27 protein-coding genes and 3 riboswitches are annotated in these 25,817 nt (G+C 37.6%); of the genes, 21 read left to right on the top strand and 6 right to left on the bottom strand.

Annotated elements, in window-relative coordinates:
• Positions 1–6: 6 nt before the first annotated feature.
• Entirely contained in the window at positions 7–984 is a 978-nt protein-coding gene (locus tag AC6CHJ_RS15285; RefSeq protein WP_498289187.1) for a ring-cleaving dioxygenase, read from the top strand.
• A 122-nt stretch (positions 985–1,106) separates the two neighbouring features.
• On the opposite strand, the gene AC6CHJ_RS15280 is transcribed toward AC6CHJ_RS15285, so the two are convergent.
• Both AC6CHJ_RS15280 and AC6CHJ_RS15275 read right to left on the bottom strand, forming a co-directional pair.
• A complete protein-coding gene (locus tag AC6CHJ_RS15280) occupies positions 1,107–1,871 on the bottom strand; it encodes a VanZ family protein (RefSeq protein ID WP_147198025.1) in 765 nt (254 codons plus the stop codon).
• Positions 1,823–2,194 (bottom strand): PadR family transcriptional regulator, encoded by a 372-nt coding sequence (locus AC6CHJ_RS15275; RefSeq protein WP_147198026.1) that lies wholly within the window; start codon positions 2,192–2,194, stop codon positions 1,823–1,825. The genes AC6CHJ_RS15280 and AC6CHJ_RS15275 overlap by 49 nt, the downstream gene beginning before the upstream one ends.
• 375 nt (positions 2,195–2,569) lie before the next feature.
• Here AC6CHJ_RS15275 and AC6CHJ_RS15270 point away from each other — a divergent pair, with 375 nt between their 5' ends.
• The 20 genes from AC6CHJ_RS15270 to AC6CHJ_RS15175 all read left to right on the top strand — a co-directional run bounded on the left by AC6CHJ_RS15270 (position 2,570) and on the right by AC6CHJ_RS15175 (position 22,095).
• Entirely contained in the window at positions 2,570–3,538 is a 969-nt protein-coding gene (locus AC6CHJ_RS15270) for an ABC transporter ATP-binding protein (RefSeq protein WP_498289186.1), read from the top strand.
• Positions 3,531–5,054 (top strand): ABC transporter permease/substrate-binding protein, encoded by a 1,524-nt coding sequence (locus AC6CHJ_RS15265; protein ID WP_249774994.1) that lies wholly within the window; start codon positions 3,531–3,533, stop codon positions 5,052–5,054. Before AC6CHJ_RS15270 ends, AC6CHJ_RS15265 begins: the two co-directional genes overlap by 8 nt.
• Positions 5,055–5,139: 85 nt before the next feature.
• The gene (locus tag AC6CHJ_RS15260) at positions 5,140–5,697 is read left to right on the top strand and encodes a ribonuclease FAU-1 family protein (RefSeq protein WP_147198032.1); all 558 of its coding nucleotides are present in this window, start codon (positions 5,140–5,142) and stop codon (positions 5,695–5,697) included.
• 76 nt (positions 5,698–5,773) lie between these two features.
• The gene (locus AC6CHJ_RS15255) at positions 5,774–6,832 is read left to right on the top strand and encodes an LLM class flavin-dependent oxidoreductase (RefSeq protein WP_147198052.1); all 1,059 of its coding nucleotides are present in this window, start codon (positions 5,774–5,776) and stop codon (positions 6,830–6,832) included.
• A gap of 204 nt (positions 6,833–7,036) precedes the next feature.
• Positions 7,037–7,489, top strand: a complete 453-nt coding sequence (locus tag AC6CHJ_RS15250) for a MarR family winged helix-turn-helix transcriptional regulator (RefSeq protein WP_147198034.1) — start codon at positions 7,037–7,039, stop codon at positions 7,487–7,489.
• Between the two features lie 19 nt (positions 7,490–7,508).
• Positions 7,509–8,042, top strand: coding sequence for a spermidine/spermine N(1)-acetyltransferase (gene paiA / locus AC6CHJ_RS15245; RefSeq protein ID WP_147198036.1), 534 nt, complete (start codon positions 7,509–7,511; stop codon positions 8,040–8,042).
• A 7-nt stretch (positions 8,043–8,049) separates the two neighbouring features.
• Entirely contained in the window at positions 8,050–8,664 is a 615-nt protein-coding gene (locus tag AC6CHJ_RS15240; RefSeq protein WP_147198038.1) for an FMN-binding negative transcriptional regulator, read from the top strand.
• Between the two features lie 196 nt (positions 8,665–8,860).
• Positions 8,861–9,163 (top strand): metal-sensing transcriptional repressor, encoded by a 303-nt coding sequence (locus AC6CHJ_RS15235; protein ID WP_066790524.1) that lies wholly within the window; start codon positions 8,861–8,863, stop codon positions 9,161–9,163.
• A 12-nt stretch (positions 9,164–9,175) separates the two neighbouring features.
• Positions 9,176–11,560, top strand: a complete 2,385-nt coding sequence (locus AC6CHJ_RS15230) for a heavy metal translocating P-type ATPase (protein ID WP_249774990.1) — start codon at positions 9,176–9,178, stop codon at positions 11,558–11,560.
• A 30-nt stretch (positions 11,561–11,590) separates the two neighbouring features.
• Positions 11,591–11,800 (top strand): copper chaperone CopZ, encoded by a 210-nt coding sequence (gene copZ, locus AC6CHJ_RS15225; RefSeq protein WP_147198042.1) that lies wholly within the window; start codon positions 11,591–11,593, stop codon positions 11,798–11,800.
• A 289-nt stretch (positions 11,801–12,089) separates the two neighbouring features.
• Positions 12,090–12,938 (top strand): DUF6612 family protein, encoded by an 849-nt coding sequence (locus tag AC6CHJ_RS15220; protein ID WP_147198044.1) that lies wholly within the window; start codon positions 12,090–12,092, stop codon positions 12,936–12,938.
• A gap of 160 nt (positions 12,939–13,098) precedes the next feature.
• Positions 13,099–13,245 (top strand): lmo0937 family membrane protein, encoded by a 147-nt coding sequence (locus tag AC6CHJ_RS15215; protein ID WP_147198046.1) that lies wholly within the window; start codon positions 13,099–13,101, stop codon positions 13,243–13,245.
• 136 nt (positions 13,246–13,381) lie between these two features.
• A riboswitch (FMN riboswitch) is annotated at positions 13,382–13,515 on the top strand.
• A gap of 142 nt (positions 13,516–13,657) precedes the next feature.
• Positions 13,658–13,791: riboswitch (FMN riboswitch) on the top strand.
• Positions 13,792–13,935: 144 nt separating this feature from the next.
• A riboswitch (FMN riboswitch) is annotated at positions 13,936–14,066 on the top strand.
• Between the two features lie 152 nt (positions 14,067–14,218).
• Positions 14,219–15,304: a bifunctional diaminohydroxyphosphoribosylaminopyrimidine deaminase/5-amino-6-(5-phosphoribosylamino)uracil reductase RibD gene (gene ribD / locus AC6CHJ_RS15210; protein WP_392996662.1), complete on the top strand. Its 1,086-nt coding sequence runs from the start codon at positions 14,219–14,221 to the stop codon at positions 15,302–15,304.
• Between the two features lie 10 nt (positions 15,305–15,314).
• Entirely contained in the window at positions 15,315–15,953 is a 639-nt protein-coding gene (gene ribE, locus AC6CHJ_RS15205) for a riboflavin synthase (RefSeq protein WP_498289225.1), read from the top strand.
• A gap of 18 nt (positions 15,954–15,971) precedes the next feature.
• The gene (locus AC6CHJ_RS15200; RefSeq protein WP_392996664.1) at positions 15,972–17,162 is read left to right on the top strand and encodes a bifunctional 3,4-dihydroxy-2-butanone-4-phosphate synthase/GTP cyclohydrolase II; all 1,191 of its coding nucleotides are present in this window, start codon (positions 15,972–15,974) and stop codon (positions 17,160–17,162) included.
• Positions 17,163–17,176: 14 nt separating this feature from the next.
• A complete protein-coding gene (gene ribH / locus AC6CHJ_RS15195; RefSeq protein ID WP_147196940.1) occupies positions 17,177–17,647 on the top strand; it encodes a 6,7-dimethyl-8-ribityllumazine synthase in 471 nt (156 codons plus the stop codon).
• Between the two features lie 180 nt (positions 17,648–17,827).
• On the top strand, positions 17,828–18,952 hold the full coding sequence (locus AC6CHJ_RS15190) for an NAD/NADP octopine/nopaline dehydrogenase family protein (protein WP_392996666.1): 1,125 nt from the start codon (positions 17,828–17,830) through the stop codon (positions 18,950–18,952).
• 206 nt (positions 18,953–19,158) lie between these two features.
• On the top strand, positions 19,159–19,593 hold the full coding sequence (locus tag AC6CHJ_RS15185) for a MarR family winged helix-turn-helix transcriptional regulator (RefSeq protein ID WP_147196944.1): 435 nt from the start codon (positions 19,159–19,161) through the stop codon (positions 19,591–19,593).
• A gap of 19 nt (positions 19,594–19,612) precedes the next feature.
• Entirely contained in the window at positions 19,613–20,263 is a 651-nt protein-coding gene (locus tag AC6CHJ_RS15180) for a beta-barrel domain-containing protein (RefSeq protein ID WP_249774986.1), read from the top strand.
• 8 nt (positions 20,264–20,271) lie between these two features.
• Positions 20,272–22,095, top strand: coding sequence for a DHA2 family efflux MFS transporter permease subunit (locus AC6CHJ_RS15175; RefSeq protein ID WP_498289183.1), 1,824 nt, complete (start codon positions 20,272–20,274; stop codon positions 22,093–22,095).
• Between the two features lie 584 nt (positions 22,096–22,679).
• On the opposite strand, the gene AC6CHJ_RS15170 is transcribed toward AC6CHJ_RS15175, so the two are convergent.
• The 4 genes from AC6CHJ_RS15170 to AC6CHJ_RS15155 all read right to left on the bottom strand — a co-directional run bounded on the left by AC6CHJ_RS15170 (position 22,680) and on the right by AC6CHJ_RS15155 (position 25,783).
• Positions 22,680–22,961 (bottom strand): hypothetical protein, encoded by a 282-nt coding sequence (locus tag AC6CHJ_RS15170; protein ID WP_066790495.1) that lies wholly within the window; start codon positions 22,959–22,961, stop codon positions 22,680–22,682.
• A gap of 9 nt (positions 22,962–22,970) precedes the next feature.
• Positions 22,971–23,360: an SHOCT-like domain-containing protein gene (locus AC6CHJ_RS15165; protein WP_066790493.1), complete on the bottom strand. Its 390-nt coding sequence runs from the start codon at positions 23,358–23,360 to the stop codon at positions 22,971–22,973.
• Between the two features lie 15 nt (positions 23,361–23,375).
• Complete coding sequence (locus AC6CHJ_RS15160; RefSeq protein ID WP_066790488.1) at positions 23,376–23,738, bottom strand: DUF2089 domain-containing protein; 363 nt, start codon at positions 23,736–23,738, stop codon at positions 23,376–23,378.
• 326 nt (positions 23,739–24,064) lie between these two features.
• The gene (locus tag AC6CHJ_RS15155) at positions 24,065–25,783 is read right to left on the bottom strand and encodes a hypothetical protein (RefSeq protein ID WP_498289182.1); all 1,719 of its coding nucleotides are present in this window, start codon (positions 25,781–25,783) and stop codon (positions 24,065–24,067) included.
• Positions 25,784–25,817: the final 34 nt, after the last annotated feature.

Here is a 25,817-nt window from a genome sequence, read left to right as displayed (position 1 = left end):
TACAAAATGAACCATCTTAAAGGAATACACCATGTAACAGCGATTACGAGCAGTGCAGAAAAGAATTATGAATTTTTCACTTATGTATTAGGTATGCGATTAGTGAAAAAAACAGTCAATCAAGATGATATCCAAACATATCATTTATTCTTTGCCGATGATAAAGGTAGTGCGGGAACAGACATGACTTTCTTTGACTTCCCTGGTATTCCGAAGGGTATTCATGGAACAAACGAGATATCAAAAACATCTTTCCGTGTGCCAAGTGATGCAGCATTAGCCTATTGGGAAAAACGCTTTGATCGATTAGAAGTTAAGCATACTGGTATCGTAAAACAATTTGGTAAGAGTACGCTCTCTTTTGTTGATTTTGACGATCAACAATATCAATTGATTTCAGATGAAATCAATACAGGAGTGGAATCAGGCACACCTTGGCAAAAAGGACCTATCCCGCTTGAGTATGCGATTACTGGCTTAGGACCTGTCTTTGTTCGTATTGCAAACTTCGATTACTTTAAAGAAATGATGGAGAAAGTTCTCTTATTTAAAGAGATTGCGAAAGAAGGGTCATTCCACTTATTTGAAGTAGGTGAAGGGGGCAATGGTGCATCTGTTGTTGTTGAGCACAATTCTATTTTGCCAGATGCCCGACAAGGATTCGGGACAGTACACCATGCGGCTTTCCGAGTAGAAGATCGAGCTGTACTAGATGAATGGACAAAACGAATGGATAGCTTTGGCTTCCATACTTCTGGTTATGTGAATCGTCACTTCTTTGAATCACTTTACGCAAGAGTGGCACCGCAAATTCTATTCGAGTTTGCCACAGATGGTCCAGGATTCATGGGTGATGAACCATACGAAACACTCGGAGAAAAACTATCATTGCCACCATTTTTAGAGCCTAAACGTGAAAAAATAGAAAAACTGGTTCGCCCAATTGATACAGTAAGAAGCACCAAAGAATTCATCAAAGAATAAACATACTTCAAACCGAATGAGAACATTATTATTATAAAAATAAATGCCCTTTACAAATGGATGCGGTTAGATCGTTTTCCATTGTGTAGAGGGCTATTTTTTATGCATGCTGCTCAGATTTATTAGATTACTTGTTGTTTCTGACTAGCCTTCCTTTTAGTATAAAGGGAAGCTCTCATTAAAAGTTTAATTATAAGGTATCCAGCAATACCTCCAATTGTATTTAAAATAATATCATCAATATCAAACTGGCCAAGTTGCAGGAAGAATTGTAATAGCTCAATGATACATGTAAGCAGAAGACTGACGATGAAAACTTTGGATAAGGAATTATATTTGTTGAACAAGATAGGCAAAAAGAAGCCTAAGGGAATAAAAATTAAAATGTTTCCTAATGTATTGTGAATAATGATATCTACATTAAATCTATTTGTGCCTGTTATATATTCATAGACATTATGAAATGGAATGATATTAGAGTTCAGTTTCCATACTTTAAGATCAAAGAAACTATGTGTGTTTTCAGGATACCAAAAGTATGTATTAAAATATTTATAATTGAAGATTCGATCTAGCATCCGCATCAATAATAAGTTCCAAAGTAAGACAAATGAGTACAAACCAAATAGAATCCATTTGCTGATTTTAATTAATCGGTAGTAAGGGAACAAAGAATGCTGTAGCCCCTCTTGAATATGGTTCCCATCTCCAAAACTATATAGCGCTTTTTGTATTGCTACATCCTCAGAATAACCCTCTTCTAAATATTCCGTTTTTAATAAAGTCAGATGATCTTTGATTTCTTCCTTGATGTCATTTTTTTCTTCTTTGCTGCACTTTAGTCCGCTGACAATTTGGTTGATATAATTGTCGAATCTTTTATCCATGTCATTCCCTCCGCACATACATTTATCAAATTGTTTACTTTTTCCCATTCCTGTAATTTCCGTTTTACAACTTTTGAGCCGTCATCAGTGATGCGATAATATTTTCTTCTGGCGCTAGACTCAGATAGAACCCAGTATGATTCAATCCATTCCTTTTTCTCTAATCTTTTGAGAGCAGGGTATAACGTTCCTTCGCTCATGCTGTAAAGTTCATTGCTGTTTTCCTTTAAAGTTTTTACTATTTCATAGCCATACATATCTTTGGTATGTATAAGTGAGAGGAGTAGTATATCAATACTACCTTTCATTATTTCTTTATCCATTTGCTCACCTTCCAATTATTCTTAAAAGCATCGTAACATTACTTACATCGTAATACAAGGTATTTAAAAGAAAATATTGGTAGGAATGGGATTGAATCAATGGATGAAATAATTGGGATATCATTTCTGATATAAATAACTGCAGATTGGATGCTAAGCAACGATAGTACATCACTTAACTTTAAACTTCCTAGGTGGAGTTATATCCTTTACTCAACCAAACCTCATTAGAGATTAGATTCCAGCAACTAAGAATCATTGCGAGACCCAAATTCCCAAAGAACGGTAAATAGTTTTAACAATTAAAGGATTAAGGTATAGAACTAGAGAATGATTAGTTAACGTACGGAAACGAAAATATAAGGGGTCACTATGATGATTAAATTTGAAAATGTATCAAAGAGATACCAAGATGGAACCATTGCAGTCGATTCATTGAACTTGGAGATAAAGAAGGGAGAATTCTTTGTTCTTATTGGGCCTAGTGGTTGTGGCAAGACAACAACCCTAAAAATGATTAATCGATTGATTCCGCTGTCCGATGGAACCATATTTTTTGATGAACAGAAAATTAGTGAGTATGACATCCACGAATTAAGGTGGAATATTGGCTACGTACTTCAGCAAATCGCACTGTTTCCACATATGACAATCGAAGAAAATATTACTGTTGTCCCTGAAATGAAAAAATGGTCAAAAGAAAAGATGAAAGAACGAGCGTATGAACTGATGGACATGGTGGGGTTGGATCCTAAAATGTATGCAAATCGGAAACCTAAAGAATTATCGGGCGGTGAGCAGCAACGAGTCGGTGTGATACGAGCTTTGGCAGCTGATCCAGAAATAATCTTAATGGACGAACCTTTCAGCGCATTAGATCCGATCAGTCGCGAGAGGCTTCAAGATGATATGTTGGATTTAAAGAAGAACCTTAAAAAGACAACTGTTTTTGTCACCCATGATATGCAAGAGGCATTAAAACTGGCAGACAGAATTTGTATTATGGAAAAAGGGAAAATTGTTCAAATAGGAACACCTCGTGAACTTGTGTTGAATCCCGCCAATGATTTTGTAAAGAAATTCATCGGTGATCAAGCCCACAGTCCTTGGATGGCTGATGTTGATTTAGAGCGAATCATCCAACCACTTGGGCAGGGTGAAATTTTAGAAAATCTCGCTGTTATATCTGTATCTTCCTCTTTGAAACAAGTATTGGATAATCTGTCCCAACATGAACAACTCATTGTGGAAAGAGATGGAGAATGGATTGGCAGAATTAATCGAAAGTCCATTATCCAATTGTTATCTGAAGAATGGAATGAAGGGGGTCTGAGTAATGACTGAATTTTTGCATGTGTTTCAAGAAAGAAGAGGCGAGTTATTCGCTGCACTGCTAGAACACATTCAGATATCACTGATTGCCCTTATTCTTGCAGTCATCATTGCCATCCCTCTAGGTATTTATCTCACAAAACATCAAAGAATAGCAGAAGGAATAATTGGTATCACTTCTGTGATTCAGACGATACCTTCTCTAGCGTTATTGGGTATATTAATTCCATTATTCGGGATTGGGCGAATACCGGCCATTATTGCGTTAGTTGCCTATGCATTGCTTCCAATCGTACGAAATACGTTTACAGGAATAAATGAGGTGAATCCCGCATTAATAGAGGCGGCTAGAGCCATGGGAATGAACTTCAGAAAACGATTGCTGAAGGTCGAAATTCCGCTTGCGATGCCGGTCATTATGGCGGGTATCCGAACAGCCACAGTATTAATTATAGGAACGGCCACTCTTGCTGCATTGATTGGTGCAGGTGGGCTTGGTGACATTATTCTTCTGGGAATTGACCGAAACAATACGAATTTAATCCTTCTAGGTGCCATTCCTGCCGCTTTACTAGCGATTCTATTTGATTACCTGCTTAAAAAGCTTGAAAGCTTATCCTTCAAAAAGGCTTTCCTAGCCATTGGCTCTATCGGTGTTTTGGCGGTGGCTATTATATTGGCGCCTTTCATTGGACAGCAAGACCAGAAAATTGTAATTGCTGGGAAGCTTGGTTCAGAACCGGAGATCTTAATTAATATGTACAAGCTGTTAATAGAAAGTGAGACAGATTTAAAGGTGGAATTAAAGCCGGGACTGGGCAAAACTTCATTCGTATTTAATGCCCTCAAATCTGGCAGTGTGGATGTATATCCAGAGTTTACAGGTACAGCTATTTCTGAATTTCTAAAAGAAACCGCAAAGAGTACCGACCGGAAGGAAGTATACCAACAAGCCAAAACTGGATTATTGAACAAGTATGAAATGGTACTGCTGAAGCCCATGCAGTATAACAATACTTATGCACTGGCTGTGTCAAACCGTTTTGCAAATCAATATGGAGTCAAGTCCATTTCTGATTTAAAAGGAATACAAGATAAAGTTCACGCAGGATTCACACTGGAATTTTCCGATAGGGAAGATGGATATAAGGGAATTCAATCGTTGTATGGTATTCATTTTTCTTCCCTTGTGACAATGGAGCCGAAATTGCGCTATAACGCTGTCAAATCGGGTGAAATTAATTTAGTTGATGCTTATTCTACCGATAGTGAATTAAGACAATATAAACTAAAGGTACTGGAAGATGACCAACATTTATTCCCGCCTTATCAGGGAGCGCCTTTAATGAAAGAGGCAACTGCCAAAAAATATCCTGAAATGCTCAAGGCATTAAATAAATTGGCCGGAAAAATAACCGATGATGAAATGCGGACTATGAATTACGAAGTGAATGTAAAAGGGAAAAGTCCGACAGAAGTAGCGAAAGAATACTTGCAAAAGAATGCTCTGTTAAGTAACTCTAAATAAGTAAACAGCAGGAGAACTTTTGAATCTCCTGCTTATTGGTTTTAGGCTATTGCAGAACCTATGATAGGAGTTGAAATGAAAAGTAATGGCAGAATGGGATATATCAAGTATTCAAAGTTTTGATAAAGTAATCGAAAGAAAAATCCGTTATGATTCAACAATAGTGAATCATAATTGCCTCTTGCTGGAAGCGGATAGTCAATCTATAGTCCTTTTTCATAAAGTAGCTACCACCTTTACGATGGTAGCTGAACAAAATGAATTAATCATCCCTGAAGGCAGTTATACAGTAGCGTACTACTGGAGGGATCAGCCGTTTAATTTATATATTTGGAGAGATGAGAACGAAAACTATTTAGGCGCTTATTTTAATATCGTTAAAAATACAGGTTTCAAAGATAATGTCCTATTCTTTGAGGATTTGATTATTGATGTTGTCATTTTTCCGAATGGGGAGTACTTTATACTGGATGAAGATGAACTACCGCAACCATTAGCAATAATGGAAAACGGCTTTGTCTTACAATCATTAAATACACTAATTGAAAAGATTGATTCATTTCTTCCCCAGCTAATTCATAATGCTAACATGAATTTTCAACACAAAGAGATAATTCCCTTGGTTAAACAAAAAGATTCATAGGGAAAAATCGATGTGTAAGGAAAGAGAATGAATTGTGAAACGTTAAATTAAGAAAAGGTGTTGAATAAAAATGGGTATGGAAAAATACCGTATTGATGAAAGTAAGGGAATGGAGTTCGGGATATATACGTTGGGCGATCATTTAGCCAACCCACATACAGGTGAGCGCATTTCAGCCAAACAACGTGTTCAAGAAATCATTGAAGCAGCAAAGTTAGCGGAGCAAGCAGGAATTGATTTCTTTAGTGTAGGAGAAAGCCATCAAGAATATTTCGCTTCGCAAGCACATGCAGTGATACTATCAGCTATTGCACAAGCAACGGAAAAGATAAAAATCGGCAGCTCATCTACGATTATTTCTACTTCTGATCCTGTTCGTGTGTATGAGGATTTTGCCACGATTGATTTGATATCTGATGGACGTGCAGAGATTATTGCCGGCCGTGCTTCAAGGATTGGGCTCTTCGAATTGTTGGGCTATAATGTTCAGGATTACGTAGAACTCTTTGAGGAAAAGTTCGAATTGCTGCTTCAAATTAATGAAAATGAAGTGGTGAATTGGAGCGGAGACTTCAGAGCTCCTTTAAGCAATGCTGTCGTGCTACCACGCCCTAAAAATGGTTCTTTACCGATTTGGCGAGCTGTCGGCGGTACTCCAACTAGTGCGGTTAAGGCTGGTCTTCAAGGCGTACCAATGGCTTTAGCAACGCTCGGCGGTCCAGTTTCCCATTTTAAAATGTCTATCGAGGCGTATCGCCAGGGATTAATGCAAGCAGGGCACCAACCAGTTGATTTTCCAGTTGCAACGACAGGCTTTTTCTATGCGGCAGAGACGACTCAGCAAGCACTAGCAGAATATTATCCGCACATCAATGAAGGAATGAAACGAACAAATGGATCTGGTTTCTCACGTCAATTATTTGAACAAGGTGCAGAGCGTGATAGTGTAATGCTTGTCGGCAGCCCACAAGAAATCATTGAAAAGATGTTATATCAACATGAACAATTTAGCCACCAACGATATATGGGACAGTTAGAGTTCGGTGGAGTACCGTTTAATAAAATCATGAAAAATATTGAATTGATAGGTACTGAAATTCTTCCTGCTATTAAAAAATATACAGCTAAAAAATAGGGTGGGAGGGTATAATCCCCACTTGAATACACTCCAAATAAGCTGAATCTACACATAAAAGTAGATTCAGCTTATTTGTCATTACGGAAAGTAAGATTCCCATAATTTCGTTTTTTATTGCAAATGCAACAAAATTACGCTACATTTAATTTAACTTAATTTTTGTTGTATTTGCAACAATAAGAAGTATATGAGGTGTTTATAATGAAAGACATTCTTCGAGAAATTGGAATGATAGCCAGGGCTTTAGATTCGATTAGCAATATCGAGTTTAAAGAACATGATCTTACGAAGGGGCAATATTTGTACCTCGTCCGAATATGTGAAAATCCGGGCATCATTCTCGAAAAGTTAGCAGAAATGATAAAGGTAGATCGAACGACTGCATCCAGAGCTGTAAAGAAATTAGATATGAATGGCTTTATTGAGAAGAAGGGAGATCAGCATAATAAAAAAATCAAAAGACTTTACCCGACAGAGAAAGGGCAAAGTGTTTATCCATTTATCATTCGGGAAAACGATCATTCCAATAAAGTTGCGTTGGATGGCTTTTCTGAAGAGGAAGCAGAGCGTGCATTACAGCTTTTGCAAAAGGTAAGAATGAACATCGAGAAGAACTGGGATTATGTGAAGAAGGGAAATAAGCGTAATTATTAATACAAGGAGCGTATGGAAGATGAATCATAAAATAAGAGAGTGCAATCTTAGTGATCTTAAAACACTTCAAGAAATAAGCATAGAAACATTCTATGATACATTCAAGGACCAAAACTCACCTGAAAATATGGCAGCCTATTTAGAAAAAGCATTTAATCTAGAACAACTTAAAGAAGAATTAGCTACAGCAGGATCTCAATTCTATTTTATTTATTTGAATGATGAAATTGCAGGTTATTTAAAGATCAACATTCTGGATGCGCAATCTGAAAAAATGGGTGATGATTCACTCGAAATTGAACGGATTTATATTAGATCATCATTTCAAAAGCATGGTCTTGGCAAATCCTTATACCAAAAGGCCATTGCATGTGCGAATGAATGGGGCAAAAAGAAAATATGGCTTGGCGTATGGGAAAAGAATGAAAATGCTATCGCATTTTATAAAAAGATGGGTTTTGAACAATCAGGTTCCCACTCTTTCTATATGGGCGATGAAGAACAAATTGACTTGATCATGGTGAAAAGTTTAACCAATTCATTCGAAGGGTGAGCTGAATATGTATATCCCAAAGCATTATAAGGAAACGAATATGGAAGAAATAAAAGAATTTATTCAAGGGAATTCTTTTGGGACGGTCGTATCCACAGAACAAGGAAAACCCATTGCAACCCATTTGCCATTGGAGCTACATAAAAAGGGTAATCAATATTACATAACCGGGCATATGGCACATGGCAATCCTCAATGGAAAACGTTTGAGAATGAAGATGATTCAATACTTGTTATGTATCAAGGCCCAGATGCTTACATTTCTTCTTCTTGGTATAAGCATGAAAATGTTCCAACTTGGAATTATCAAGCGGTCCATGTTTATGGCTCTGCTAGCCTGATGACCCAACAAGAATTAGAAGAAGATCTTATTCTCTTATTACAAAAATACGAAAACCATCGCCAAAATCCTGTGTTATGGGAGAATCTTTCTCCTCAAGCGAAAAAGCAGATTAAAGGAATTGTTGGATTTAAAATTGAAGTAAAAGAAGTGCAAGCTGCTTATAAATTAAGCCAAAACCGCAATGAGGAAGATTATAATCGAATTGTTGAAAATCTACGGGATGAACAACAGGAAAACTCCATGCAAATGGCAGATTTGATGGAGAAGAGAAGAAAGTAGTAAGTGATTTTATGTCAGTTTAAATATCTTGCCAGTAGCCGTTGGCGGTTACTGGCAATTTTTTTATGTCGAAATTTCTACGGAAGTGTAATAAAGAAAAACGCAGATTTTTAAAAAATGCCCAAACAATTTCGTTGACATTAAATACTATAGGGGGGTATAGTATAGAAAAACAAGATATAAGGAAGTGGTTCTTTTGGATAAATTCTTGCACGATAAACCAAGCCATCCAAGATCAAAAGATGAGAAACAAGCGGTGATTAACCGATTAAAGAGAATTGAGGGACAGGTGCGAGGCATTCAGAAGATGGTAGAAGAGGACCGCTACTGTGTTGATATACTCGTACAGATTAGTGCCATCCAAGCGGCATTAAAAAATGTAGGTTTTACAGTAACCGAACGGCATATGAACCATTGTGTCACACATGCAATTGAGCAAGGTGAAGGTAAGGATATGATTACAGAGTTGATGAATGTATTAAAACAATTTTCTAAGTAAGGAGGATGTATGATGAGCGAAACAAACCATGCCACATTAGGCATAACAGGTATGACCTGTGCAGCATGTTCAAATAGAATTGAAAAAACATTGAATAAAATGGATGGTGTAGATGCTCAAGTAAATCTAACAACAGAAAAGGCATCTATTGATTTTGATCCTGACAAAACATCTCTAGATGATATCTCCAAAAAAATTGAGAACATCGGATATGGTGTTTTAACAGAGAAAGTGGACCTTGATGTATTTGGCATGACGTGTGCAGCATGCTCGAACCGTATAGAAAAGGTCTTGAATAAACAAGCAGGCGTGTCCAATGCTACTGTTAATTTAACGACAGAGAGCGCAATGATTGAATACAATCCAGGAATGGTTGATGTAGATTCTTTGATTGAAAAGATAAAAAATACTGGCTATGATGCAAAACCAAAAGCAGAAGCAGAGGAAAAGCAAACCCATAAGGAAAAAGAACTCCAAGGCAAGAAATTGAAATTAATTGTTTCAGCCATTCTTTCCGCTCCGCTTTTAGTTACGATGTTAGTTCATTTATTCCATATAAGCATCCCAAGTATATTTATGAATCCATGGTTTCAGTTTGCGCTAGCAACGCCAGTTCAATTCATAATCGGATGGCAATTCTATGTAGGAGCCTATAAAAACCTTCGCAATGGCGGAGCCAATATGGATGTACTCGTCGCTTTAGGAACAAGCGCAGCTTATTTCTATAGTTTGTATGAAGCAGTCAAAACTATTGGCCATTCAGCCTATATGCCGCATTTGTATTTTGAAACAAGCGCAGTTCTTATCACTTTAATTTTGTTTGGTAAATATTTAGAAGCAAAGGCTAAAACTCAAACTACTAACGCAATTTCAGAATTGCTCAATTTACAAGCAAAAGAGGCTCGCGTGGTCAAAGATGGAAAAGAAGTGATGATTCCAGTAGAGGAAGTAAAAGTGGGAGATCATCTAATTGTCAAACCAGGAGAAAAAATACCGGTAGACGGTATAGTCATGAAAGGTAAAACATCTGTTGATGAATCGATGCTAACAGGTGAATCTATCCCGATTGAAAAAGATCCGGGTGCCAAACTCATTGGTTCAACGATCAATAAAAACGGATCAATTGAAATGGAAGCAACCAAAGTAGGAAAAGATACAGCACTTGCATCCATCGTAAAAGTAGTCGAAGAAGCGCAAGGCTCGAAAGCGCCAATTCAACGTTTAGCGGATGTCATATCAGGCTACTTCGTACCCATTGTTATTGGGATTGCTGTGGTAACCTTTGCCATCTGGATTCTATTTGTAGAGCCTGGCCAATTTGAGCCTGCACTAGTCGCAGCGATTGCTGTACTAGTTATTGCCTGTCCATGTGCATTAGGGCTCGCAACACCAACTTCTATTATGGTAGGTACAGGAAGAGCTGCCGAAAGTGGAATTCTTTTTAAAGGTGGAGAGCATTTAGAAAGAACCCATCAATTACAAGCAATCGTCCTAGATAAAACAGGAACCATTACAAAAGGGAAACCTGAAGTAACTGATTTCTATGGTGACACAGAAGCATTGCAGCTGTTAGCAAGTGCAGAAAAGGGTTCAGAACACCCGCTTGCAGGTGCTATTGTAGCCTATGCGACAGAGAATGATATTGACTTCGTAGATGTAGAGTCATTTAACGCAATTCCTGGTCATGGGATCCAAGCAGAGATAGCTGGAAAACAAGTACTAGTCGGTAATCGAAAATTAATGATTGATCATCAAGTTGATATTGAAGGCAAGGATGAAAAATTAACCGAATTTGAAACTGAAGGCAAGACGGCGATGCTGTTGGCAATTGACGGTACGTATCGCGGTATTGTAGCAGTAGCGGATACAATTAAGGAAACAGCTCCACAAGCTATCAAAGAGTTAAAAGAACAAGGTCTGGAAGTAATTATGCTGACAGGCGATAATGAAAGAACAGCAGAGGCTATTGCGAAACAAGTAGGCATTGATCATGTCATCGCGCAAGTATTGCCTGAAGAAAAAGCAGATAAAGTAAAAGAAATCCAAGCACAGGGTAAAAAAGTAGCAATGGTTGGCGATGGTGTTAACGATGCCCCTGCCCTTGTGACAGCAGATATCGGGATTGCGATTGGCACAGGTACAGAAGTGGCTATTGAAGCAGCCGATGTGACTATCTTAGGCGGCGAGCTGCTGCTTATACCAAAGGCGATCAAAATCAGTCATGCAACCATTCGCAATATCCGCCAAAACCTATTTTGGGCATTCGGCTATAATACAGCTGGCATCCCTGTAGCAGCCATCGGTTTACTAGCTCCATGGATAGCAGGTGCTGCTATGGCATTAAGCTCAGTTAGTGTTGTGACAAACTCGCTTCGATTGAAACGGATAAAATTATAAGCGGTACACTTTGAAGGAGGTGAATACAGAATGGAAACGAAAACATTAGCCGTACAAGGTATGTCTTGCGGTCATTGCAAATCTTCAGTAGAAGGTGCTTTGAATCAATTGGATGGCGTATCATCAGCTGAAGTAAATTTAGAGGCTGGTAATGTAGCTGTTGCTTATGATGATTCAAAAGTAACGCTTGCTGCTATGAAAGAAGCGATTGAAGAACAAGGCTATGATGTGGAAGCATAATGCAAAAAGAAGAAGCTGATTTCCTATATGGAAACCAGCTTTTTTATTTTATGAAGAGGTGTTAACTACTAATAAAAAGTGGGAAAAGGCAATATCATACTAGTTCTATGGAAACAAACATAAGAAGACATAATACTCAGTGTGAGAAATTTGTATTAATTCATATGTCACCTTCCTTTTATTCCATTGAAATACAAAAAAATTAAAAATAGTAAATATGGTTGACTGCATTTTTTAGTGCTTCCTTTATACTAAATTGTAGGACGAAATATAAAAGAAGGAAGTGGAAGTGTTGAAAAAAATTCTTTCCCTTACAATGGGATTACTTTTGGTATTTATGCTAGGAGCATGTAACTCAAAGGCAGAACCAGTAAACAAACAAAATGGGTCTACTGCCAAAGCTGATTCAGGTTTGACATTAGAGCAAGTATTTAAAAAATCTACTGAAGCCTCTAAAAACTTAAAAAGTTACAGAACAAAAATGGAAGTTATACAAAATATCAATTCTGGTCAAAATAATGTAGAGACAGATACAGGTATCATCATGGATGTAGTTCAAAACCCTATGTCTTTCTATCAAAAGTTAATGATGAAGGCTCCAGAGTCTGACAAAATGATTCAAACAAAGAGCTATTTTACAAAGGACGGTATGTTTACGTATGATCCAAATTCAAAAAAATGGATGAAGTTCCCAGCGGAAATGGCGGATCAATTAGCGCAAGCTTCCAATCAACAAACAGATCCTATGGCAGAGATTAAGCAACTGAAGAAATTCGTCAAGGACTTTAAATTTAAACAAAATGATAAAAACTATATCCTATTATTAAATGCTTCAGGTGAAAAGTTCACTCATTTCATTCAAGAAAAGGTTCAAAAAACATTGCCAGCTGGAATGGCTAATTCTGCTGAATTGTTGAAAGATATGAAAATCAACAAAGTAGATTATGAGATTCATATCGATAAAAAGACATTTTATCCGACTATGTTAAATCTCAACATGGACATGTCATTAAATGCTCAAGGTCAACCAGTAAAGATAAAACAAGAGATCATGAGCAAGTATGAGAAATATAATCAAATTAAAGAAATAGTAGTGCCGGAAAAAGTAAAGAAAAAAGCAGTTGAAATTAATTCTTAATGAATTGAACTTCTATATAGTGATTAGACCAATTTTGCAGATTAGCAGCAGAATTATTGCGAGTGAAGATAATTTGGCAAGCATTTGTTTAGTAAATTGTTCTGCGGGGTAATAAATAAATGTAAATAAATTTAAATTATCTGCAGAAAGGATGTTTATGATGCTTTGGACGTTAATAGGACTTCTAGTTCTTTTCTGGGTACTAGGCCTTATATTCCATATTGGCGGAGGATTAATTCATATTCTTCTTGTCATTGCGCTGATTGTCTTTATTGTTCGCCTTTTCACTGGAACAGCACGAAGTTGAACGACGTAGCGTATAATAGAAAATAATAAAGAGTGCCTTAGAAGAGAATGCTTCTAAGGCACTCTTTTTTGAAGTGATTAAGATTAATAGCTTTCTTTTTTGTTTTACTAAGTTTATAATGATTTCGAATAAAAGAATATTCCTTCGGGGTCGGGTGAAATTCCCAATCGACGGTGATGAAGCAATTCTAAGCCCGTGAGCCTTTTTTAAAGGCAGGATTTTGGTGAGAATCCAAAGCCGACAGTATAGTCTGGATGGGAGAAGGATGTAGAGCAAGCTGAATGCCTTGTGAAGAAAAATATACTTCAATAGGTTTATTTAGTAATGACTTTTACATACGAATTCCAACACAACCCCGTAGAGAAATCTATGGGTTTTTCTTTTTTCTGAAACTCATACACAATTTTATATGGTTGTCCTTCGGGGTCGGGTGAAATTCCCAATCGACGGTGATGAAGCAATTCTAAGCCCGTGAGCCTTTTTTAAAGGCAGGATTTTGGTGAGAATCCAAAGCCGACAGTATAGTCTGGATGGGAGAAGGATGTAGAGCAAGCTGAATGCCTTATGAAGAAAAAAAGCACTTCAATAGGTTTATTTGGTGATGTCTTTGCAGCCAAATTCCACAATGTACCCCGTAGAGAAATCTATGGGTTTTTCTTTTTTCTAAAGCTCATACACAATTTTATATGGTTTGTCCTTCGGGGTCGGGTGAAATTCCCAATCGACGGTGATGAAGTAATTCTAAGCCCGTGAGCCTTTTTTAGGCAGGATTTGGTGAGAATCCAAAGCCGACAGTATAGTCTGGATGGGAGAAGGACGTATGGTGAGTGGTACCAGCCTTTGGAAGAAAAATACACCTTCCTAGGTTTATTTAGTGCACCCATTTTTACATACAATCTCCTAAACTCCTTAGTTGACAATAGCTAAGGGGTTTTCTATTTGTAATGAACTACAACAGATAGGGAGGAAAGAAATGACGGATGAATTTTATATGAGCCTTGCTTTAGATTTAGCAGGAACTACTAAGCAGCAAACGTCGCCAAATCCGGCAGTAGGAGCCGTTATTGTTTCAAATGGCGAAATAGTAGGCCTTGGCGCACATTTAAAGGCGGGGGGCCCGCATGCTGAAATTCATGCCCTACGAATGGCAGGATCACAAGCGAATGGAAGCACTGTTTATGTAACGCTGGAACCTTGCAGCCATTACGGAAAAACACCTCCTTGTGCTAACGCATTAATTGAAGCAGGTGTAAGTCGTGTAGTCATCGCTGCACAGGATCCCAATCCATTAGTTGCGGGCAAAGGATTGCAGCTTTTAAGAGATGCTGGGATTGAAGTAACAACAGATATTTTGCTAGAAAGAGCGCAGGCGTTAAATAAAGAATTCTTTGCTTATATTCAACAACGAAAACCGTTTGTTACTTTAAAACAGGCCATCACATTAGACGGTAAAATAGCAGCAAAAAGAGGAATCGGAGAGCAAATTACAAGTAAGGAATCACAGGCGGATGTTCATAAGGGGCGCGAAAATCATGATGCCATTTTAGTAGGAATCGGCACGGTATGTTCAGACAATCCACGCCTTACCAATCGACTTGGAAATACAAAGAAGCAACCGATTCGAATAATTTTAGACACGCATTTAAGGATTACGCCAGATAGATTGGTGATAATGGATAGTTCCGCGCCAACGTGGATTGTAACGGGTTCAAAAGCTTCAGCAGAAAAGATTGCACAGTTAAGCCAGATATTACATGTGGAGATTCTGCAGCTTTCAAAACCTTTAATTGACATAGAAGAATTATTACTAGAGCTGGGAAAACGCAAGATTATGAAGCTGTATGTAGAAGGCGGCCAAACGGTCAATGCAAGTTTTTTGAAATCCGGTTCAGTAAATCAATTAATCACATATATAGCGCCTAAAATTGTCGGTGGGACAAATGCTATTCCAATGTTTTCTGACTTAGGAGTGACACAGATGGAGGATGCTTTGGAACTCGAATTGCAAGAAATCCACAAAATCGGTGAAGATTTGAAAATAGTATCTGTATTGAAATGAGGTGGAATTCATTTTTACTGGAATAGTAGAAGATATAGGCAAGGTCAAAGCAATCAAACGTGGTGGCCAAAGTATGCAATTATCAATAGAATCTCGAAAGATAACAGATGACATTCATTTAGGTGACAGCATTGCCATTAATGGGGTTTGTTTAACGGTTACCTCTTTTTCGGAAAGTACCTTTACGGTTGATGTAATGCCAGAGACAGTGAAAGGGACGAGTATTCAATCATTGCAATTGGGTCATAGTATCAATTTAGAACGAGCAATGCCGGCAAATGGCCGTTTTGGCGGGCATTTTGTATCTGGACATGTGGATGGTACAGGTATTATTTTGCGCAAGCGCAAAGTGGAGAATGCGATATATATTGATATTGGTATTGCAGAGGAGCTCAGTAAATATTGTATTTTAAAAGGCTCGGTAGCTATTGATGGCATCAGCCTTACTATTTTCGATATTCAGCCACGCCAGCTCACAGTTTCAATCATTCCGCATACTTTAAGTGAGACAGTGTTAGGCATAAAAAAGGAACGGGATCTTGTCAATATTGAAAATGATTTGCTTGGCAAATACGTGATTCAGCATGCAGAGAGGCAACAAAAAGAAACGCCAATGACGATGGATTTTTTAATGCAAAATGGATTTTAAAAAGAGGCGGTGTTTAATATGTTTCATTCAATAGAAGAGGCAATACAAGATTTGAAAAAAGGAAAAATGATTATTGTAGTGGATGATGAAAATCGTGAAAACGAAGGAGATTTACTCGTCCTCGCGGAGTATGCAACACCAGAAAACATCAATTTCATGGCTACTTATGGTAGAGGATTAATTTGTACGCCAGTATCACAGGAGCTGGCGGAACACCTTGAACTTTATCCAATGGTTCACAACAATACAGACAATCACCAAACAGCCTTTACAGTGAGCATTGACTATAAGGATACAACCACAGGCATTAGTGCATTTGAACGTTCGGAAACCATTATGCAGCTATTAAACAAAGATGCAGGTGAGGCTGACTTTCGGCGACCGGGACATGTTTTTCCGCTCATTGCTAAAGAGAATGGCGTTCTCGAACGCCAAGGGCATACTGAAGCAGCAATTGATTTTGCTAGGATTTGCGGCAGTGAACCCGCAGCCGTTATCTGCGAAATTATGAGCGATAATGGTGAAATGTCTAGAGTACCGGAATTACTAGTGTTAGCTGAAAAATATGATTTAAAAATCGTTACCATTGCAGACCTCATTCGCTATCGTTATATCCATGAAAAACTAGCAAAACGCGAAGCATCTGTGAAAATGCCTACAACACTTGGTGAATTCCAAATGGTTGGCTATTCAAACAAAATAGATAGCAAAGAGCATATAGCTTTAGTAAAAGGGGAGTTGCGGGAGGAAGATGCTCCGTTAGTGCGTATTCACTCGGAATGCTTGACGGGAGACGTGTTTCATTCAAAACGGTGCGATTGCGGACCGCAATTGGAGAAGGCGATAGAAAAGATTGAAGCTGCTGGTACAGGTGTCATTCTTTACATGCATCAAGAAGGAAGAGGGATTGGACTGTTAAATAAACTAAAAGCCTATGAGCTTCAAGAACATGGCTTGGATACAGTGGAAGCAAATGAACAATTGGGCTTTCCAGCTGAAATGCGTGATTATGGACTTTGTGCCCAAATGCTCCGCGACTTGGGTGTAACTAGGGTTCGCTTAATGACGAACAACCCAGAGAAAGTAGAAGGGCTAAGGAAATATGGAATTGAGATTGTAGAACGAGTAGCGCTTGAAACTGAGGCTGTTGCTGAAAATCAATATTATTTACAAACGAAAAAAATAAAAATGAATCATATTCTTGCATAGGAGTGTTACAACACATGGGACAAGTATTAGAAGCACAATTAATAGGAACTGATTTAAAAATAGGGATTGTTGTAGGTAGATTTAATGAATTTATAAATGCCAAATTGCTAGGCGGAGCAATGGATGGTTTAAAACGCCATGGCGTATCTGAAGATGATATAGATGTAGCTTGGGTGCCGGGAGCATTCGAGGTACCATTTATTGCAAAGAAATTGGCGGATACGAAGAAATATGACGCCATCATTGGTCTAGGTACGGTGATTAGAGGCTCCACATCTCATTATGATTATGTTTGCAATGAAGCGGCTAAAGGAATTGCAAATGTTGGATTAACTACTGGAGTGCCGGTTATCTTTGGTATTGTTACAACGGAAAACATCGAACAAGCAATCGAACGTTCTGGAACTAAATCAGGAAATAAAGGATATGATGCAGCTGTTTCTGCGATTGAAATGGCTAATTTAAATAGTTTGATTGGAGAATAAGCAATTATAAATGGTATGAGGCTTAGCATTTTAGCTAAGCCTCTTATTTTATTGGAAAAAATCAGGATGTTTAATGTGAGGGAAGTACGGGAATAGAAACATGAAAATGAAAAAATATGATGATTAATTTTAAAAAGAAAAAACATGAAAACGCTATCATAGAAAGGGAGACTGTTATTTATGAAAATTACAATCGTTGGTTCTGGGCATGGAGGATCTGCTGCAGCAGCAGCGATGGCACAGGCAGGGCATGAGGTCAGCATGCTAAAACTAAGCAACCGACCAGATCAGCATTTTGAAAAGCTAAAAGAAACAAAAGAAATCAAGTTAGAAGGCATCGAAGGCAATGGTACATATCAGCTAGCAAATGTAACAAATAACCCTGCAGCGGCTATTCCTGAAGCGGATATCATTTTAATTTATTACGTTTCGAATTACCACGAGAATTTAGCTAAGGCGCTTGCCCCTTATCTCCAGGCTGAGCAAACGGTTTATATTTGCCCAGGGTATTTAGGTAGTTTACTCTTTAAGAGAGAAATGGAACGAATCGGACGAATTCAAGAGGCCCCATTATTTGTAGAAGGCGAAACACTTCCGTATAGCTGCCGTATTACATCCCCGGGTGCAGTCACTATTTATTCTAAGAACTATGGCCACCCAATAGCAGCATTGCCGGCGAACCGTATTGAAGAGGCATGCAGAATATTAGAACCAGTACTGGACAACCCTATACCACGCGACCATATAGTAGAAGTCGCTCTCCACAATCCGAATCTCATCATGCATACTGTAGGGATTGCAATGAATGCTGCATATATTGAAAATTCAAATGGAACTTTCTCTATGTATACAGAAGGTTTTACCCCATCTATTTGGAAAGTGGCTAATGAACTGGATTGCGAAAAAATGGCGGTCTTAAGAAAAATCGGTTCATCTCCTCTTTCTTATATCGATGAATTTAAAGTGCGGACTTTTACAGATCCAGAAAAATACTCTGAAAAAGAAGCGTTCGCAATCTACGCAGACAGCGTAAGCGATTTGCATACGGATAAAGTTGAAAATCGGTATATTACGGAGGATGTACCAATGGGTCTTGGCTTACTTTATTCGCTTGGTAGAGAGCTTGGTGTTCCGACACCTGTTGCAAATTCCATTATGACATTGTCTGGCATTATGACAGATTCTGATTACTATAAACAGGCCCGTACGGTAAAAAGTCTTGGCTTCAAAGATGCAAGCGAGCTAATGAACGAAGTGGGCAACAAAGAAGATAAAATCTTTTTACAAACAGCACGTCAAAAGTAAAATAAGTAAAACACGTGTATGGCTGGAGAAGTTGCAGCATACCGTGTTTTTTATTTGGTTTTAAAGGGAAGAAGTTGGAAGCACTACTTTATTTTTAGGATAAAGAGTTATTGTTGACATACTTTTTAGATGGTGTTATAAATGTATAGTCTTATTTCGTATGCGAAATATACGGAAGCGAATTAAATGTAAGCAAGGGGGAAGAAATGAAGAACGTCTTTAATAATGAGATTATCAATTCTTTCTATAGTATCTACATGCAGGAAAGAAAAATTTTACAAAGTGACGCAGAGAGAGTGGGTCTGACTGTTGTCCAGTTGAGAGCTCTTTATAAGATATCCGTTCGTCCGAATGTGCGATTGGCGGAACTTGCTGAGCGAATGAAATCGACGAACAGTACGATTAGTAGTGTGATTGATCGGTTAGTAGATAAGGAGCTTGTAGAACGGAAAACATCCGAGAACGACCGCCGGGCTATAACCATTTGCCTTACTATAAAGGGTGAGGAGAAATTGAGAGAATTTCAGGAGAGTAAATCGGAGACGGTTCAAAAGCTCCAAAGAATTAACGATTTGCCTGCGGAGGATATAAAACGTTTGTTAGAAATTCACCAAAAGATATTAAGTATTTTAAAGGATTAATGAAGGAGGAAGTTTTTTTATGAAGGCCAAACGCATGATTTTATTAAATGTGATTTTGCTTATAGTCTTAGTTGGAGGTGGGTTTGTAGGCTATTATTATTTCAATCAATCTATGAACTATATCTCTACAGATAATGCACAAATCGCAGGTCAACAAGTAAATATCGGAGCACCAGGCAATGGCAAATTGGTAAGATGGGATGGCAAGGTTGGAGATACATTTAGCAAAAACGATACAATCGGTACAGTTGATATGCAAGGTGCTGACGGGAAATCTGTTAACATGCCAATCAAAGCTCCACAAGATGGCACAGTCGTGCAAAGCAATGCTGTAGAAAATGCAATGGTTGCTGCTGGCACACCTCTTGCTATCAGCTATGATTTAGATCATTTATGGGTTACTGCAAACATTGAAGAAACAGATCTAGATAATATTAAAAAAGGTCAAGACGTAGACATTACAGTCGACGCATTCCCTAACACAACATTAAGCGGTAAAGTACAAAAAATTGGTTTAGCAACAGCCGGCACATTCTCATTGCTGCCTTCAAACAATTCATCAGGCAATTACACAAAAGAAACACAAGTAATTCCTGTGAAAATCTCAATCGATAGTTACGGAGTAAAATTAGTTCCTGGAATGAATGTAACCGTGCGAATTCATAAGTAGGTGATAGCATGTCAATTTATATCATTGGTTATATTCTCATATCCGTCATTCTGCTGATTGTTGTGAACTTTATGGTAAGAAGACAAAAGAATAGTAACACAAAAGATGAAAAAGTGACGCAAGGAACAATGGCTAACAAGAATCAAAAGATGGATTCTAAAAAGCCAGTAGAAGTAGAAGAGTTTAACAATGCTGCTCCTCAGCCAGTACAGGAGGAAGAGCATGCAGAAGAAATACAAGAACCTAAAAAAGAAGAGGCTACGGAGGAAGTGCCGCCTGTAAAAGAAGAGGCTAAAACTCCGCCTGCTAAAGTCATAGACAATAAGGGTAAATTACTCGTTACGATGATGATTGGTGCATTCGTTGCTATATTGAACCAAACATTATTAAATGTAGCCATCCCGCACATTATGAATGATTTAAGTGTATCTGCAAGTACTGTGCAATGGTTATCAACAGGCTACATGCTGACGAATGGGGTTTTCATTCCGATTACTGCGTTCCTTATCACAAGGCTGGGGACCAGAAAACTATTTATATCGGCCATTACGTCATTTACAATCGGCTCGATTATTTGCTCGCTTTCCACAACATTTTCACTATTAATGCTCGGAAGGGTTGTGCAAGCGGCGGGTGCCGGCGTTATCATGCCTTTGCTTATGACCGTATTCCTTACCATCTTCCCGCCTGAAAAACGCGGAGCGGCGATGGGACTATTCGGTGTTGCAATTTTATTCGCACCGGCAATTGGGCCAACATTATCCGGTTGGTTAATTGGCCATTATTCTTGGCGCGTACTATTTGATATCGTTATTCCAGTCGGTATAGTTGCAATTCTAATGGCACTTAAATGGATGGTTGATGTTGTAGAAATCACCAAACCAAAATTTGATACATTCGGTTTTATCTTTTCAACAATCGGTTTTGGCTTCCTGCTTTATGGCTTTAGTGAAGCAGGTAACAATGGCTGGGACAGTAAAGTTGTATTGATTTCATTAGCCATTGGTATCATCGGCTTAATTGCCTTTGCTTGGCGTGAATTAACAGTAGAACAGCCAATGCTGGATTTAAGAGTATTTAAATATGATATTTTCACGCTAACAACAATTATTAGTATGATTATAAATATGGCAATGTTCGCAGCCATGCTCTTGCTACCTATTTACTTGCAAAACATCCGCGGTTTCTCAGCGCTGGATTCTGGCTTGCTCATGCTGCCAGGCGCGATTGTCATGGCGATTATGCTACCAATCTCAGGGAAACTATTCGATAAAATGGGAGCAAGATGGTTGGCAGTCATTGGATTGGTTATAACAGTAGTCACTACTTATCAATTCTCTAAACTATCAATGACTACTTCCTATAGCTATATCATGCTACTTTATGTAATGCGTATGTTTGGTATGTCGTTCTTGTCCATGACCGTATCAACAGAAGGGATGAACCAGCTACCTCAACATTTGGTGGGTCACGGGACATCTGCTTCCAATACAGCTAGAACCGTTGCGGGAAGTATCGGTACCGCCTTTTTAGTCACAGTCATGACAACGAGAAGTAATTTCCATACAGCAAATTACGGAAATGTCATTTCAAGCGACAATCCATATTTAACAAATCAGTTGCACAGTTTAGGTAGTACATTCTCAGCGATGGCTGGACTTCCTGCACAAGGAGGCCAAGTGTTGGCGACTAGTTCAATTTACGGGCAAGCTGTCAAACACGCGACAGTCAGTGGAATCAACGATGCCTTTATTGTTGCGACAGGCATTGCGGCTGTGGCATTAGTTTTAGCTTTCTTTATTAAAAGAGCTAAACCAAATACAAAAGATTAATCTGTTTAATAGGCTGGATCCTTATTGGATTCAGCCTATTTTTTTGAGAAATTGAGTATAATAGAATGCGAAAAATGATTATGTACCAATGAGGATGAGAATTTATAAGTGAGTGGAAGAAAAGAGAGAAAGCATCGGAACAGAGTAAGGAATTGGAAGCTTGCTCTTTTTCTAGTGATAGAAGCAGGATGGATTATATTGTTTTAATGGTTTGATGCATGGCGGCAAAAGGGTTGGTTATATGTTGCTTCATATACAGCCTTATTTGCAGTAGGATGTTTTTATATAAATGAGAAGTTGAGCCCCTTAAAGGACGAACGAAAAGAAGAGAAATTCAGCAAAAAATATCCTTTTATTAAAGATCTAGGGGAAGAGCAGACTTTCACTATTTATATGAAAAATGGCAAAGTTATAGAGAATGCTAGTCTTATGGTCCACATAAGCATGGAAATCATCGTTGCGACAAATTTAACGTTTGATGAGCTTGAATCAGAGGTGCATACAATAAAGCTAAAACACATAGAGTCTGTCAGTTTCTAATATATAGCCTTTTAAAAAAGAACCCTAATCATCAATTAGGGTTCTTAAAGTTTTACCTTCACCTCTGTACCATCTTTTGCTTTCACATCTACTAGTTGAATACCCTTATAATTCTTCAGTTCTTTAAGGATTGGCTTCAATGTTTTTTTGTCGAGATGAGGAAAGGTGAAGTCTATTTCTTTTCGTTCAAAATGATTTTTTGTCCATTTATTTAGATTTTTATGGAAAAGATTAGATGAAACAACGGTAATAGCAATATTTAATAATACATAAGGAACTGGAATGATAAATCGGAAGCCTTTTGTTTTTATTTTTACGTATATCATAAGAAATCACTAATCAATGATGACCGAAACGGTATCACCGTTTGCTGATTTGATATCAACAATTTGGCCATCTAGTTCATTTTCGATTGCTTCAATAATCAGGTTTATGTCTATATCCTTCATGTATTTCTCTGATTGAGGAATACTTGCTGCGATGCTATATCCAGCCATCAATACAACTTTTACAAGCTTAATCGGCACATTGACTGTTACATTATCACTTTCAGTTGATACCACACGAACCTTTAACGTTTTATCTAAATAGGTTGTTGGTTTTTCAGTAAGCTGATTATTTGGTTCTTCTTTCTCTTTTAAGATGTGAATCAATTCGGCTCCTTTATCAGCATCAATCTTTCCTTCTTGAATCATCGTGATAACTCTAGCAATTTCTTCTTTCATGTGGAGCGCTCCTCTCTACTCTTTTAAAAGCTTAATGGCTTCTTCTGGTGTAATTTCACCGTTTTCTAACATGGTAACAACTTTCTTTTCGTCTACTTCATTTTTCTTCTTCTGTTCATATCCAAGGGATGAGATGATGTCTGATAGCTTGCCTCGAACTGTCGGATACGAAATGCCCAGTTCTTTTTCAACTTCTTTAATATTTCCTCGGCATGTCAAAAAAACTTCTACAAATTCTAGCTGCTCTTTAGACAACGATGCCAGCTTTGATAATTCAAACTCATTTTCAATCGTAGTTTGGCAGTGTGAGCAATGTAGCTTCGTGATTTTCATTGTATTATTGCAAACAGGGCAATTTGTGATTACTTTATAGGCCATAATAAAATTCCTTTCTTTGATTGATTTGATTATATAACAAGGATTAGAATTTTTAAAGTTATAATTTTAATTTTTATTAATAAAAATATAACTAATATTAATTTTAATATTAATAAAATTAATATGTGGTTTTATAATTTGTAATTGAACTTAAATGATGGAATTGGAGCCAAAAATGAAATAAAGCGAAAGCAGTTGCTTTCGCTTTTAGTATTTATTTTAGAAGACTTTTAGCTATTTTGCGATTTTCTCTATCTTTAGATTCTTTAGCCACTCGTTTGATGTGGGAAAGAATTGTTGGAGTATTCCAGTAATCTGTATCCCATTCACAAAAGGCGTTTAAAGCCAATGTATTCAAATCTTCTATTATTTAATTGCATACATTTTTCTATAAAAGAAAGACCTATTCCTTCATAATCACTTATATAAGAAATCGCTATATCAATGCATTCTTCTTGTTCAGGCGTCATGTGTTGTAAATCAATTGCTTCCTGAATAAATTGGATAAGCTTTTCTACTACCTGCCGATTATGAGATTGCATGATGTATATGTAGAGCGATATATCATAGTTCCCATGCATGATCTTCTCCAAAAAAATATGAGATAAATCAAATTGTATTGCCTGTGCAACGCGTATAGGAATATAAAGGTCAGGCTCTACATCTAAAGACTGTACTATAAGTGGTTTCCATTTAGAATTTTCAAGGATGGATTTAATCTCATTTTCAAGTGAAAGTTTTTCTGCCAGTGTTCCGTTATATTCCACGTAATCCCCCTCTACCTCACCCGTGATAAAGCATTGGATGACGGCAACGGGGTACAGTTTTTTAAGGGTAGTGGCATGTTTTTTTGCGTGCTGAATATAAGAATTTAGGACTTCTCTTGCATGTGGGTATTCGTCAATTGTATAGGATGGCCCTTCTTCTATAAGACCTTCTATTATTTGGCCTGCTCCGTTGTACAAGGATTCAGATATCGTAGGCTGTGCCAATGCCACGTCTAGCTCGCCTTTCATAGCGCAGTTATAGGCTAGATAGTGATTCATAATTGAATTTTCACAGCCATTTGTTAAAAGCCATGCTTTTATTTCGGCTGTTATAGGCTCCAAACGCTCTACGCAAGCGATTTTGCCCCAACCATTTACTTCTTTTGCTAGCAAATATAAATTTTTATGTGGATTCTTTGTACCCTGCAAAAAAGCATCTGCTACATATAATGTAAACTCTTCATGCAATCCTATTGTGTGTAAAAGTGTTAAATCCTCTTCACAATTTGAAAAACCAAGAATCATAATACCAAATTGCATGGCATACCGATGTGACGAGTGGTGAATAAACCAAAGTGCTTCATTGTGCAATACTTCTCGATCTATCCCTTCTTCTTGTTTTAACAACTCCCGAAAGATTCCAACATATTCAGCAAATTCCTTATCTCTTACTTTTTCATAAATAGCTCTGCGGGTTTTATGGTTAGGTATATTTAATTGTTTTAACAGTAATTTCAATAATGATTTTGCGTCAGAGGAAAAGCCGTATGTATCATCTATCAGCTGGTCGGCTGCGCCAGGAGCAAAACGAATATCATCGTCTTCTAGAAAATAATAAGATTCATCCGGCAATGTTTCATTCACAACTTTACCGTTTACTTTCACCTGATTAATGATAAAGGGGAGGATAGCTTGTCGATATTCTGATGGATTGAAGTCTAATACTTCTTTTTCTTTAAAAATAGTTGTGCCATCGACTTTTATAGTACAAACATAGGAAGTAAAGCCTCCTATGTCCGCGTCAATGATATAAGTTTCACCATCTATTTCAACTTTTTCTTTTAGTTTCTTGAATGTATAGAAGTGGGAAACAAAGCTTGGATATTGAACTTGTTTCACTAATGTTTGATCTACAAATAATTGTTTTGCATGAATATCCATAACGACTTTAATTATATGTCCCTTATAGTTTGTTTCCCATTCATAATGAATGTCCTCTTTAAATTCTTCTTTAAAATTCTGCCACTCTAAACGCATGAATCGCTTAAATTTTGACATGGGTCACCTCTTTAGCTCTCTTAATATACTGTCT

It is taken from the genome of Rummeliibacillus sp. GQ308 (genome assembly GCF_059759115.1).
The sequence above is the reverse complement of the archived record's forward strand: the minus strand, read 5'-3'. Positions and strand labels throughout refer to the sequence as shown.